Genomic DNA, 13,647 nt, shown 5'->3' with positions numbered 1-13,647 from the left:
AAAGGTACATAGCAGATCGATCAGCAACCAGATTTGGCTTTGAACATAAGGACGAAGAGTATCGCTTTTACAACTTGGATAAGCACGAAGTCATTCATCTAAGACATCTTCCAAAACCGGAGGCCAATAATGCTGGCCCGAGGTATTACACCATTGCTGAGTTTTTTAAGGGTAATAAGATCGTTAAGGTAGCGAGTCAGGATTAGGACAAGACGAGGAGGGCCGGTTTTGAAACCGGCCTCCTTCTATTTCCGCCAAGTTAATTAACATTTGACCCACAATAAAGGGCGCTGTAAGTTACTGGAGGAAATCCACAAAGATCGGTTCTAGCTTTTCGATTATAGAATAAATGGACTCTTCACGACTTACTAAATCCTCGGGATCGAGATAGTTTTCCGGAAACGATTTGAAATCGGTTTGGCATGTAGCAACAGCTTGTTTGACCAACTTATTAAACTTCTTCTGTTTACTCATCGGCAAGTTGTTGAAAGTCTCGTAGGCGTTCTGGAGATTGTCTTGGCAATCCCAATCTAGCTCCAAAGTCTCGGCGAGCACAATGTTGTAAATTTCGGTAGATGTAAACATTTTCGATCTCCTCCTTAGTTAAAAACATGTGCCCATACTAGCAGAGTAACTTGGAACTAACAAGGACATAATATATAATTGAATTTATTTATATTTGTACATTATAATGTACAAAACAAGGTGCTTGGAGGTAAAAGATGGGCAATGTGAATGAGATTGGAGAGAGTGACGACAATGTTCACAAGGAGCTCGAAAGCTTAAAATCGTCCCAAATTCGCGTTGAAGCATTGGCTAAACTTCGTCATTTTTACGAAGAACTTTCTGACTATATTGAACACTTTGAAGATGTTTTTTACGGCTATAAGGAAGACTTCGAAAATATTGATGATTATCAGGAGGAAGTAGAGGTGTTGTTCCAGCGCAACGGTATTCTAGATCTTGACTTAAAAACGGTAATCGCGCGTACTGAGGAAAAGAAAATTTTATTAAAAGAATGCATCCAATACATAATTATTTGTGTTTCTGCAACCGTCATCCCCAAGCGTAAAGATGTTATGGAAAATAGGAAGATTACAAAAGGGCGTTTGATCGAAACTATTAAAGTTATTGAACAATATATTTTGTCCATCCATTTTATTTCATCAAAATTCCAATCGGCAATTTTCAAAGAGACACAACAAGTTCGAATATCTTTCATGCTCGATGCAATGCACCATTTACTGATGCTTATATCTATTGAACCAAAACATTACCAATTATTGTTTGACCCGAAAATTGTTCCAATGCTGGAGGAGAGCAGGTCCTCATCAAAAAAACACTCATTGATAAAACACCTTAAGAAACGATATAAAACAGTCCTGAGCGACTTTAAGTTCCGACAGGAATTTATGGAACGCTTCCGTTTGAATATTGAAGGAATGACGAAGAGCTACATGTAAGAAACGGTCTGGCGGATTAAGTGGTCGTCGTCCTCCATCTGATATACCTTGAATGACCTACTGGATTGCGGTCTTTCGGAGAGGACAATAGCCCCGAGCGCGAAGTGTAACGTATCTCCACCTGACATTTACAAGCGCCAACTCGGATAACGCACCGTATAACTTATTTAAAAAAAATATCGTCTGACTTTAGGATTTCTCAATGGTGTGACTTGACGGCATAGCTTTTGTAGAATCTAGAGTCGGGTGACGAAAGGACATTTCTATGATTCCAGATAAACACTCATTATTACTATTTAAGGTCGGCGAGTACCGCTGGATGGAACGCATTAAGAATGGCCACCTTAGCTTCGGAACGCTTGGTAGCTTTATTCAAATTGCCAAAATGAAGGGCAATGAGGAACAGGGGGATGCTGATGAGGGTGTCTTTGCACGCCTTCGAACAGGTGATGCCAAAATCAAGCAGATGCAAAAGGAACTCGGTGATGATCTTGAGATCATCGCGGACGGCAATTTTGTAAAGCTACGGCGGAAATCCTCTTATCTGATTCCAACGTTTTGTTTCTACTCTTATCAGGGGCAAGATTTAGTGAATGACGGACAAAAAAAGATCGGTTTGCAACAGATAAGCCATTATTTTGATAACCGTATCTTCTCTGGCTTCGCAAACGATACAGTTCGTAATACTCTTGCATCTGATCGAACATACTCAATGTTAATTTTGCATGTCGAACCATTTAAATTTAAGGTAGGCTCTGCATTGGCTCTAAATAAAATTGATAATGCCATTATCCGCCACGTAAATTATAAGGAGTTTGAGAAAGAGGAATTTTTCATAGAGCCTACAGATAAAAGGGAAGAACTTTTCTATAAGTTTCCTAAATATGCATATCAACACGAAGCGCGTATTTGCCTGATGAACAATCCACTTCATTCCATTAATGATCGATTCGCGTTATATATCGGTCCTTGGGCCGATGGCCGTGATGGTGCGTTAGTCCGAAATCAGCTTTATTTTAAAATGAACGCGGAAATCGTCGAAGTGACACCATAATTTATTCGGTTAGAATGACCGTCACGGTAAAGAAACTTTAGTTCAATCATGTTCTGGTTATAAAGGGTACATAGCGGCGTGGTAGTTCTGGTTCTGCTAATCACTTTGTCGACACGAGTGTAACAGTATAAAATTTATTGAAGAATAGCCCATGCGAATGGACCTTTGTTTATTTTTGAGGACTATCGTGTCGTGACGTCTGGGTTGGGAAGTAGTCATGCCTTATCGCGATAAAAAAGAAATGATGAAACTTTTCTTAAGACGGGGTCCCGCCAACATTTTAACGAAAATATACGCAAAGCCTTCGGATGTGACCGGCTTAGCGTTTTTTCTTACTCTAAGCCCAATAGTCCTGGTCGCTGCAAATCGAAATAATCGCTCGGCATAGAGGGCATGCCAAACCTCCGGAGCGTACTGATCAAGCAACTTTGCACCATTCAATAGAATGACCAAAAATATATCCATACGGACGAGTTTCGTCTTTTGTTTTTCCCTTATTATAATTCCAATCGATTTCCCAGTCCGCGTTATAATGCTCCCAAATGAGTTCTCCAGATTGCGGCAATAGTTTAAACATGACTGATTGCGCCAACTGTCTTCCCAGAACGATATTTTACGAAATCCCCGATCTGGCTGGCAATACTAACCACGAAAATAAATTTGGAAATACCCACAAGATGTTTTGTTAAATTCTCTTCATCATTCGGCCGTTCGTTGCATTTTCCTGGATTCCCATGAAATAGCCAACGAGAAGCAATAGACGTCATTTACTATCCTCGGGGTTATTAACCCCATTCTCTATGTCTTTGAGAAATTGGGGTAAAATCAGGACTGCATCAAGGATACAGGTAAATATAACAAACATTGAGGAAACCGGGGAGCTTGACATATACATCCTCCCGGTTATTGCGAAGTGGAACGCGAAGAAAATCGCAACGATCCAGTTAAGAGTGATGCAGATTCGAATTAACGAACATAACAGTTTCCTACCCCGTGTCATTTTGTGGAACACCTCTTTTGTAGTTATCTGGAAATGGGTTTCATTTAGCCATTCCTTCCTTTTATCCTGATCGACCCCCTTCCATCCACTTCAACACTTACCATGTTTCAAGGTAACTTTAGTTTCCCTGCATTGTTCAATTTAACCGAAACCTTGATCTCTTGAAGGGATTCCGTTGTTATTTTGAAATCTCTTTCCGCGTAGATTTTTTTCCAATCTTTATTTTTCTGACGATACAGCGCATGTTCCAGTTGTAACAGGTCGGAATGGATTTCAAGCCCTTTTTCGAACGTTCTTTTGATTTCATTTTGTACTAGTTCTGCCGCTTTCTCCTCCATAAGCCGTTCAGACATGGGTTGGATGATCTCGCTAACATTTCCCGAAAGCTTAACATCGACGGTATACGTAACTTCCTTTCCCTTGACATGCGGAATGATTTTAACCTTTGGATTCTCGAGAGACAATGCAACCTGTGGCTTTCCACCACTGCGAAGTATTAAAGGGCTACGTTGGGTTTGGGGTTCCACCCAGCGGAGGCCCGGAATGTTTTCCCTGGTGAGCCGACCTCGATATTTTCCATCCTGCAAAACGAAAACACCATCCATTTCAAGCATCGAATGCGGGTCTCCACCTTTTTTCCAACGCCGATCCGAAATGGATAAAGAAGGTAAAAGGGTCGCCTTTCCTGGTTCGTGGATATCGGACACGAACTCCCTCGAGGTTATCGGGGCAATGACCGATTCTTGTTTGTAACTCTCCTGCGGTTGATGAAGCAATGACATAAGCGGTGATAGATTAAAAAAAGGAGTTACCGCGAAAATTTGGTCTATCGGCTCTGTAGTGCCAAAAAACCATGGTGTGTAGCGCATTTCATAATAGCGGTGCCGCAGTTCATCGATCTCCTTTAATCCCTTTTTCAATACGTTCTCACTTACGACAACGGTGATAATTTGGCCATAAAAAATCCGCATCTCCGATGTGTGGTACAAATCATTAACGGCACTAAGTGTCGTATCCCCCATGCCTTGACCGACCCACACGGGAATTGGCTGGAGCGGCTTCCCTGATTCCATTTTTGCGACATCCGAGAAGTCCAGCAGTTGCCCATAAACGACGTATTGACCCTCGACATAATCGATCCCGATACTTGTTAAATAATTGACATCTTGAATATCCTTAATATCCCAGCAGCCAGATAAAAGAAGTGGGAATATCAAATAGATGGACGTCAATTTCTTCCATCCCGACATTTAGGAATCACCTCTTCTCGTGGAATCTTTCGTATGCAACATTTCGGGTCGGCGATTTATTGTGTTCCACGGTTTTCGGATAACAGCCGCAATAAAGTCCTTCCAAGTTAAAGGGGATAAGGGGGCAAGATACGGTACACCAAAGGACTCCAACCGCGAAAGATACAAAACAATCGCAATCGTAGACAAAATAAATCCGTACATGCCCAGCACCGACGAACAAATCAATACAAAAAATCGGATGATGGTTACCGAACCAACGAGCGATTGATTGACCAATGTAAAACTTGAAACTGCGGTTACGGCCGCTACGACAAGCAAAGTCGTTGAGGCAAGTCCAGCACGAATGGCTGCATCCCCAACCACAATTCCCCCAACAACAGCTACCGTTTGGCCAACCGCTTTAGGCAGCCTCTCTCCGGCTTCTCGAAACAGCTCGAACATAAAGATCATTAAAATAGCCTCCATGGGCCCAGGCATAGGTAAGCCAATTCTTGACATCGAAATCGTTGCTAAAAGTGGATACGGTATTTGTTCCACATTAAAGGACGAAAGCGCAATCCAAAAACCCGGCAGCAGCAATGATATGACTAGACCCACAAGACGCAAAAACATCCCCAAAGTAGCATAATAAAACGGGAAATAGGCATCTTCAGGTGATTTTAGTAAGAGGGTTAAATTGGCAGGTCCTATAATGGCATTAGGGGCCCCCTCGACAATAACGGCGAATCGTCCGTGTATGAGACAGTCTGCAACATAATCGGGGCGACCGGAATAATCCAGTAAAGGGAATAAGGTGAACGAATAATCGGAAATGATTTTTTCCAATTGGCTGCTCCCCATTATGGCATCTATATCGATGTGTTGTAAGCGGGTTTTCGCCTCCTTCACAATTTCAGGCTGAATGATATCTTCGATGTAGAGCAAAGCCACTTTGCTGTTGCTCCTTTTTCCAATCGTAAATTGTTCATAACAAAGGGAATTGGTGCGAAGGCGTTTGCGAACTAATGCTACGTTGGTTGTTAGTTCTTCCACGAACCCGTCTTTTGGCCCTTTGATGGATATTTCCGTGTTTGATTCCGAGGGGCTTCGATGAGGGGGAGAAGCAATATCCAATGCATAAAGAGCATTCAGGTTTGAAAAGTAAATGATGAGTTGACCCGAAAATACGCGGGTTGTCAGATCCCCAGTCTGATCGACTCGGGTTAATTCCAGCTTTTTATCGAACCCTATACCAGGTTTCGAATGATGCAACATACTTTCCAATCGCGGAAGCACGTATTCGTTGATCTGCTGAATTTCCGCCAACCCTTCGCAATAGATAAGGTGTACCGTTTGCAGGGAGTCCACATCGCCAAAGTCATACTTATCCATCTTCACATCTGCGCAATTGCGAAATAAGGAGCGGAACCCTTCCGGTGACCATTCGTGATTTTGGGGCAGGGCAACCGATGGTACCGGGGAGGTTGTATAATTTTTCAACAGGGATTTCCATAACCGGCGAAATTTCATTTATGTCTCACTCCAGTTCTATTTTTCACGAGTACAGCAATAAACAACAAAAGCGATACCCCTACAACTAAACCTAATGACAAAGGTAAATATACCTGTTTCAAAAAGCTGGCATATTGCATGTCGCTGACGGGTAACTCAACAACGACGACAATAATGATGCCGAGGAGCGTTAACCATACAAGCCTAAAGTTCTTGTTATGACTTGCTGGCAATAGATCGATTAGTAAAAGCAGCGAAATGGAAACCCGGACAAATGCCCCCGATAGCCACTGATAAATGGATAAGAAGTCTACATGCCGAATATATTTTCCAACTTGTACGAGACGCCATTCTTCATAAGCCGGGTACCGCAGTTTCGACGCTTCAAAAGGACCAAATTCAGCAATTGCGCCGGTAACTGGCCCCAATACCAGTATGATCAGAAAGATAGCCAATAAACATAGCGACCATGGACGAACGTTTGATTTCATTCGATGATGGAATAGCAGAATAATAATGAATTCTGCAAGTCCTCCACCTACATACATACATCCTTTGAGAACGGGCTCCACTCCATGTTCCATGATGGGTGTCAACAAAGCATAATTTTTCTTGGGAAGATTGGAGCTCATGACAAAATCCCCAAATACAACCACGAACGGCAGCAAAATGCCCGCAGTAATCGCAATGGTTCGGAGTCCGAAATGGACGGCATAACAACATAAAAGAATCAATGAAACGGATAAAACAAGTTGTGGCGTTTTTGGCAAGTAGGAGGCATGCGTCCAAGTGGTTGTTTCCTTTACCGTTAAAACAATAATCAAAAATAGATAGGCGATGAAAAAAAAACGAAATGCGACGGAAATGACCGTTCCATAATTCCCCTGTAACCAGGTCACAATCGGTTGCTGTTTTGTTTTTTTCATGATGTAGTAGAGAATAAGTGTCCATATTATATACGGCAAAATCATGGCCAAAACACTTAACCACGCGTCTCTTTTCGCCTCTTGCAACAAGGAGGGAATGACCATGACATGGTTCATTAACCCTACCGCTAAGGCGATGATGGAAAACGATGGGATTGTGCCAATGGCGAAACCTGTTTTATTAACCATATCGAATAGTCCCCTCAACAACAAAATGGTTCCTTCTACTCAGCTTGTTATCCAAACTGGAAGGAAGCCATGAACTTAATAAACATTTATTCCCACAAATCCTGGAAGTATTCCTGTATCAAAGAAGTTGCAATATGTGCTTCTGGGACGTCCGCCATAATTGGATGACGGATTACTTTATGGACCATATTTGTAAACGTGAGTATCTCAAGCCAAAGAGTCCAGTTTGATCTTTTTACTCCTTAAAAAGAAAAGGGTCAGCGCCGTAGCGCCAACCTTTTATTTGAAGATGGCCAATCCACCGCTGAAAGAACTGGAAGTTGAATAACCGGTGGTCCGGGCTATGCCGCCCGGACTATTGGACTTAGAGTAAGAAAAAAAGCGAAGCCGGAAACATCCAAAGGCTTAGCGTATATTTTCGTTAAAATGTTGGCGGGACCCCAAGACCATCAACCCTCGTGTTATTCTTAAAACAGGGAGGGATCAATTTGGGAATACATATTATAAGCAGAGGTTTTGGAGAACGGTTTTATAATCTCCTTGAGGGATGTAAAGAGCAAATCAATATCATCTCGCCCTTCATCGGAAGGAATACGGCCAGTTCCCTTGCGGAATCTCTGGAGAGTACACAGGGGCTTGAATGCAATCTCATCACCCGGTTCTATCGCGAGGACTTTATTCAGCGAGCCAGCAGTGTTGATGGGTTGGAACGATTGTTGCATGCAGGTGCGAAAATATACGCATTGCAAGATCTTCATTCCAAACTCTACATTTTTGATGGGCAATCTGTTATTACCGGGTCCGCGAATTTTACCTTTAATGGGTTTTATAAGAATCACGAGTTCGGCATGTACATGGAGCAAGAGCCGGCTTTTGCTAAGGAGTGCTCTGATTACTTCGCCGGGCTATTAAATCGGATTAAACATTCAGGGAGCTGGCTAGTCACACAGCAGATGATTGATCGGGAGAAGGCGAAGATTAATGAATCTCTGCCCGGCCGGAAAGGGAAGAAGAAAGACCCAACGCTCGTGGAGTATAACAACGTTAGATGGGGGGCAAAACTCGAGGATGTATCCGGCTCTATCGTACATGCAATTCCAGCGGCCACGGATGTAACTTCTGATTTCATCGAGATTGCCTTGAAGGAAGATGACAGCCAGGGGGAGCAGCGTAATACTGGCATCTGGATCAAGTTCGAGGGTAATAGTGAAGATCGCATACCGAATAGCCGTGTTTATCTCGACCGCAAACGAGAACTGTACGAACACATGGACAGAACATTCTTCCGTCGTAGACCGTCCGGTATTAAAGAGGGACAACTGATCTTCATGGCAGTTGTAAGCTACGACCAACAAGGGCAAGGAACCCCGATGATTATCGGTTACGCGAAAACAAGTGGTTTTAAACCGAATAACATAATTGGACCGGAGGATCGGTTCTATAAGGAAACTGCCGGTCGTTACCCTTATTATGTCGAATTACATCGGGGTCGGTATCTAAATGCTCCCATTAAAAATGGCATTTCCTTAATCGAGCTTTGCCGTGACTTAAGCTCGGATTTATACCCCAATCGCAAAAGGCACCCTTCGGAGATCTTATCCACTCATCATCAAAAATCTCATATCCAGATTACCGAAACAGCGTGCAATTATTTGATCGATAAACTTGAGGCACAATTTAAGAAATATGGGGCGGTTAGTGAAGGGACTTATGCGGAGTGAGAAAATACCTGCTTCCTCTGTGTTTCAAGTAACGGGAAGCGATTGTTAAACTGGTAGGCGGAGAATTATTCTTAAATTGATGACACTCTAATGTTATGTCTCTCGTTCATTAACCACGCGGCTCTGCTACGCCGAAATATTTACTTGCGTATATATATAAAACCAAACTAAATCTAAACGTCTATTAAACAAAAGTATGAAATATAAAAATATGCTTATCGGGTAAAATCACGCCGCTCGCGAAGGTGGAAGCCGTGGAACTCGCCGGAGTCACCGTGCAGAACTGCACGCTCAACAATGTGGGCGATATTGAACGCAAGAATCTAAAGTTCGCGCTTGGCACGCGTGTGTTCATCCGCCGCTCCAACGACGTTATTCCGGAAATCCTCGGCAAAGTGACCGAGGAACAGGACGGCGGGGAGATCGTTTATCCGGAAAACTGCCCGGCCTGCGGTTTTCCGTTAGAGCAGCGCGGAGCTCATCTGTTCTGCAACAACCGGCTGGACTGCAAACCGCAGATCGTCAGCCGGATCACGCATTTTGCGTCCCGCGACGCGATGGATATCGAAACGTTCAGCGAGAAAACCGCCGATCAGCTGCATGACGAACTGAATGTCCGCGAACCGGCTGAGTTGTATACTCTATCGTTTGAGGACTTGATCAAGCTGGACCGGTTCGGAGAGAAAAAGGCGAATAATCTGCTCCAGGCGATTGAGCAGAGCAAGGGACGCGACCTCGCTTCCTTCCTGTTCGCGCTCGGTATTCCAAACACCGGCAAGTCGACAACGAAAGTGTTGGCCGATCATTTCCGCGATTTGTCCGCGATCATGTCCGCCACTGTCGAGGAGCTGACCTCCTTGCCGGATATCGGCGGCATTGTGGCCGAGAGCATCGTTTCGTTCTTTGCCGACCCGTTTATGCAAGCCGGCATTCAAAAGATGCTGTCCCAAGGCGTTGAAGCCAAAGCGCCGGAGGTAACGGCTCCGGTGACGGATTCCTTCTTCTCCGGCAAAACCGTCGTATTGACCGGCACCTTGCACTTGCTCGGCCGTGACGAGGCGACGGAGCGGCTGGAAGCGCTCGGCGCGAAGGTTACCGGCAGTGTCTCGAAGAAGACGGATCTGGTGATCGCCGGCGAGAAAGCCGGAAGCAAATTGGCCAAGGCACAGGAACTCGGCATTCCGGTGATTGAGGATGAGAACGAATTTATCAGGCTGCTGAACGGCGGCGAATAACATATTGTGCGGTAACAAACCGGAAAGAGAGAAACTCCGGGCTTGCAGGCTCCCTTGCGGAACCTTAAGCCCGGAGTTTTTTTGTGCAAAGTGACTGAGGTCATTGAAGCGACCCGGTGTTCCTTTCATGATGGAAAGTGCCAAACGAAAGGTCCTTTCCCTTTGCACTTAGGGATTTGGAACCTGGAGACTTAGAAACTTAGAAATGAAGAAGTGAAGGATGGGAATATGGAATGGACACGATGAATCGGGATGTAATCCGGGATCACTGGAAGCCATCGCGCTTTAATGCGCAGAGTGATAATGAAGAAGGCGCCCTGGTCCTTTACAACAGCTATACGGGGGCCATCGCATCCTTTACGGGAGAAGAAAGAAATCGGGTGTTGGAGTGTCTGCATCCAAGTGGAGCCGAGGAAGTTGTTGATGAGGGCGATGCAGAGCTTCGTTCGGGACTGATTGAGCATGGTTTCCTCGTCAGAGAAGATACGGATGAACTCAGCCGGGCGCTGTTCCTTCATCAATCCATGCACGCTCAGGATACGATGCATTTGGTCATCCTGGTAACTGAAGCGTGTAATTTCCGCTGCAACTATTGTTACGAACACTTTCCGAGGGGCTCCATGCGTCAGGACGTCATTGATGGCCTGGAAGCTTATATGGAAGATCGCGCAAAGACGCTGAATCGCCTGACGATTAGCTGGCACGGCGGCGAGCCGCTGCTCGTTCCGCATATCATCGAGCGGTTGTCCCGCTCTTTTATGGCTTCTTGTGAACGGAGCGGGGCGGCGTACAGCGCCGAAATGTCAACCAACGGCTATTATTTAACCCGGGAACGATTCGAGCAGATGCTGGATCTGCAAGTCGAGCGGTTTATGGTAACGCTGGACGGCGAAGGGCAGGTGCATGACACCCGCAGGGGGTTACATGGGGGTGGCGGAACCTATCAAACCATCGTCGACAATCTATTGTCCTTAAAAAAAGTGAATCGTCCCTTTGAAATCAATTTGCGCGTCAACTTCGACAATAGCAACCTGGACTCCGTTTCCCGGTTCATTCCCGTACTGCGGGATATGTTCGGAGACGATCCCCGGTTTAAAGTGTATTTTCGCCCCGTCGGCTGCATGGGAGGGGAGAATGATCTGAACCTCCCGGTGTGCGATGAGCGGACCAAGGATATTAAAATTTGGGAGTTCAATGAGCAGGCGATAGCGGCTGGGCTTACCGTCAGCTCTTTTATTTCGGATACGTTATTGCCAACAGGTGCCGTGTGTTATGCGGCGAAGCCGAATTCCCTGGTTGTCGGTTCCGACGGTTTGCTGTACAAATGTTCCGTGGCTTTGGAGCAGGACAATAACAGGCTGGGCTTGATTCATCAAGACGGCACACTGGATATGGATTACGACAAGCTGGCGCTTTGGACGACTTCAGGCGAGGAGAGCGACGAGAACTGTCAGGCTTGTTTTTTCCGGCCTGCTTGTCAGGGGAATCACTGTCCTTTATTCCGCATGCGCACCGGACAGCGTCCGTGCTCTTATGAGAAACGCCAGATTAAACGGGCGCTCCGGACGATCTGGCTTCAGAACGAAGCGGACGAAGCGAAGGAAGCGGTGCATTCTAAATGAATCACAACGAATCGTGCCCATTTTTTTTCAAGGAGGTGAATCTTTGTGAAGGTAATTCGTTCCACAGCTCAAGCTGCACTAATTAAAACGGGCCGTGTCTCCAAGTCGGTGCCGGGTAATTTGAGCTAACAAATCTGCTTCAGTGAAGATCCCCTGGCCGTTGGCGGCGGGGGATTTTTTCATCTCTGTAACTACTTTGATCGCAATTCTCCAAAATATGTAACAAATCGTGGAAAACTATAACAATTTATATGTAACTTTAGTTGAGCGGTGTACGTTATATGACTAGAGTGTCCAAATTTATACAATAACTTAGGGGGTAACAATGGGATTCAAATGGGTACATAAGTCCTTGTTCCTGACAATCAGTCTACTGCTCGTTGCGGGTTGCAGCGCCGGGCCGGCGGCCAAGGAAAAGGAAACGCAGCAAAGCCTCAAAGTCATGTTCGGAGATGAGGGATATTTCTATCAAACCTACGGCGATCTCTTCGCTATGAAATACCCGAATATCGATATTGAAGTCGTAAGCACAAACAGTTTGTATAACGGCGAGCAAACCGATATGGATAAAGCTTTTAGCGATTTTGTAGAGAAGGAACAGCCGGACGTTATCATGATGGATAACAATAACTTTGAGAAATTTACGTCCGAAGGCAAGTTGATGGAACTCGATACGTTAATAGATAAGGATAAATACAGCACCGATACGATTTTCCCCGGTCTGCTTGAAATGTTGAAGGAAAAGGGTGGCGGAAAGTTGTACGGACTGGCTCCGTCCTTTTACGGAAGCGTGATTTATTATAATGCCGACTTGTTCGCTAAATACGGAGTTGAAGTACCGCACGATGGAATGACCTGGCAGGAAATTCTGGAAACGGCTCGTCGTTTTCCGGCCGATGGGGATGAGAAGACCCGAATTTATGGATACGGTGAACAATACGGCGGCACGACTCTTGAGAACCTGGCTTCCAGAATTGCTTCGACCCAAGGGCTGAAGGCCATTAACCCGGATACGATGAAAATCACGCTGGATACGGATTCCTGGAAACAGACTTATAAGCTTGCACAGGATGCATTAGCTTCAAATGCTATCTACAATCCGAAGGATGGCGGCTTCCAAGGCGGGACCATGGAAGAGTACTATCAAAGCCAGCCGTTTTTGATGGGGCGCATGGCCATGACGGTGGACGGCGTCTACTTCTTACAGAATCTGAAGCAAGCCAAGAGTTCGATCAAAGACTATAAACCGTTTCAGATCGGCATAGCCGCAGGGCCGGCGGACCCGTCAAATCCGGATACGTCCCGCGATATTTACCTGGGCAGAATCTTTGGAATCCGGGCGAATTCACCGAATGTGGACGCAGCTTGGGAGTTTATGAAATTTGTAAACGGGGATGAATACGCGAAGATCAAATCCAGAACCATGAACGATGGAGTTTTGTCCAGAATGGGCATGTCCAAGGAATATGATGGTGTAAGTCTGGATGCGTTCTATAAATTGAAGCCGAGTCCCGAGGACACTTATCGGAATATGGAGAAAGTTCCGAATGATTTTTATACCCAATATTATCCGATCGTCTCTAAAGAAATAGGCCTCGTCGAAAGCAAGAGCAAATCCGTGGACGAAGCGCTGAAGGCGATCCAGCAGGAAGGGCAAGTCATACTTGATAAAGCGGTAAAGGAACAGGCTAGT

The 13,647-nt window shown here is 45.1% G+C and carries 10 protein-coding genes and 1 pseudogene (1 of these 11 only partly in view); 6 read left to right on the top strand and 5 right to left on the bottom strand.

What is annotated here, in order from left to right; all coding sequences use genetic code 11:
* Nucleotides 1-297 precede the first annotated feature (297 nt).
* Nucleotides 298-585, bottom strand: a complete 288-nt coding sequence (locus NYE70_RS14585) for a hypothetical protein (protein WP_341046525.1) — start codon at nucleotides 583-585, stop codon at nucleotides 298-300.
* A 137-nt stretch (nucleotides 586-722) separates the two neighbouring features.
* Between NYE70_RS14585 and NYE70_RS14580 the strand changes: the two genes are divergently transcribed.
* The gene (locus NYE70_RS14580) at nucleotides 723-1,463 is read left to right on the top strand and encodes a hypothetical protein (RefSeq protein WP_341046524.1); all 741 of its coding nucleotides are present in this window, start codon (nucleotides 723-725) and stop codon (nucleotides 1,461-1,463) included.
* A gap of 265 nt (nucleotides 1,464-1,728) precedes the next feature.
* A complete protein-coding gene (locus NYE70_RS14575) occupies nucleotides 1,729-2,517 on the top strand; it encodes a hypothetical protein (RefSeq protein WP_341046522.1) in 789 nt (262 codons plus the stop codon).
* Between the two features lie 418 nt (nucleotides 2,518-2,935).
* Here NYE70_RS14575 and NYE70_RS14570 read toward each other — a convergent pair whose 3' ends face one another.
* From NYE70_RS14570 to NYE70_RS14555, 4 genes are all read right to left on the bottom strand, one after another.
* Nucleotides 2,936-3,109 carry an AGE family epimerase/isomerase gene (locus NYE70_RS14570; RefSeq protein ID WP_341046521.1) on the bottom strand — a complete coding sequence of 58 codons (174 nt, stop codon included), beginning with the start codon at nucleotides 3,107-3,109 and terminating at the stop codon, nucleotides 2,936-2,938.
* Nucleotides 3,110-3,624: 515 nt separating this feature from the next.
* Nucleotides 3,625-4,767, bottom strand: coding sequence for a Ger(x)C family spore germination protein (locus NYE70_RS14565; protein WP_341046519.1), 1,143 nt, complete (start codon nucleotides 4,765-4,767; stop codon nucleotides 3,625-3,627).
* Nucleotides 4,768-6,279, bottom strand: coding sequence for a spore germination protein (locus NYE70_RS14560; RefSeq protein ID WP_341046517.1), 1,512 nt, complete (start codon nucleotides 6,277-6,279; stop codon nucleotides 4,768-4,770). It abuts the gene before it with no gap.
* Entirely contained in the window at nucleotides 6,276-7,376 is a 1,101-nt protein-coding gene (locus tag NYE70_RS14555) for a GerAB/ArcD/ProY family transporter (protein WP_071977822.1), read from the bottom strand. The genes NYE70_RS14560 and NYE70_RS14555 overlap by 4 nt, the downstream gene beginning before the upstream one ends.
* A 488-nt stretch (nucleotides 7,377-7,864) precedes the next feature.
* On the opposite strand from NYE70_RS14555, the gene NYE70_RS14550 reads away from it, so the two are divergent.
* The 4 genes and pseudogenes from NYE70_RS14550 to NYE70_RS14535 all read left to right on the top strand — a co-directional run.
* Nucleotides 7,865-9,097, top strand: coding sequence for a phospholipase D family protein (locus tag NYE70_RS14550; RefSeq protein ID WP_341046515.1), 1,233 nt, complete (start codon nucleotides 7,865-7,867; stop codon nucleotides 9,095-9,097).
* A gap of 218 nt (nucleotides 9,098-9,315) precedes the next feature.
* Nucleotides 9,316-10,332, top strand: a pseudogene (gene ligA / locus NYE70_RS14545) (NAD-dependent DNA ligase LigA); the annotation flags it as partial.
* A gap of 242 nt (nucleotides 10,333-10,574) precedes the next feature.
* Nucleotides 10,575-11,954, top strand: a complete 1,380-nt coding sequence (locus tag NYE70_RS14540; RefSeq protein WP_341047597.1) for a radical SAM/SPASM domain-containing protein — start codon at nucleotides 10,575-10,577, stop codon at nucleotides 11,952-11,954.
* A gap of 325 nt (nucleotides 11,955-12,279) precedes the next feature.
* Nucleotides 12,280-13,647, top strand: partial view of an ABC transporter substrate-binding protein gene (locus NYE70_RS14535; protein ID WP_341046514.1) — the 5' portion only. Its footprint extends 87 nt past the window's final position; 1,368 of the gene's 1,455 nt are visible here — the first part of the coding sequence; it begins with the start codon at nucleotides 12,280-12,282; the stop codon falls past the right edge of the window.

The sequence above is a fragment of the Paenibacillus sp. FSL R5-0407 genome (assembly GCF_038009185.1).
GTDB lineage: Bacteria > Bacillota > Bacilli > Paenibacillales > Paenibacillaceae > Fontibacillus > Fontibacillus vini.
Note: the sequence above shows the minus strand (reverse complement) of the source record. Positions and strands in the feature narration are given on the sequence as shown.

Bases quoted from the DNA above. Each gene is read 5' to 3' on its own strand.
- NYE70_RS14560 (WP_341046517.1), bottom strand. From the start codon at position 6,279: ATGAAATTTCGCCGGTTATGGAAATCCCTGTTGAAAAATTATACAACC.
- NYE70_RS14575 (WP_341046522.1), top strand. From the start codon at position 1,729: ATGATTCCAGATAAACACTCATTATTACTATTTAAGGTCGGCGAGTAC.
- NYE70_RS14585 (WP_341046525.1), bottom strand. From the start codon at position 585: ATGTTTACATCTACCGAAATTTACAACATTGTGCTCGCCGAGACTTTG.
- NYE70_RS14540 (WP_341047597.1), top strand. From the start codon at position 10,575: ATGAATCGGGATGTAATCCGGGATCACTGGAAGCCATCGCGCTTTAAT.
- NYE70_RS14580 (WP_341046524.1), top strand. From the start codon at position 723: ATGGGCAATGTGAATGAGATTGGAGAGAGTGACGACAATGTTCACAAG.
- NYE70_RS14565 (WP_341046519.1), bottom strand. From the start codon at position 4,767: ATGTCGGGATGGAAGAAATTGACGTCCATCTATTTGATATTCCCACTT.
- NYE70_RS14555 (WP_071977822.1), bottom strand. From the start codon at position 7,376: ATGGTTAATAAAACAGGTTTCGCCATTGGCACAATCCCATCGTTTTCC.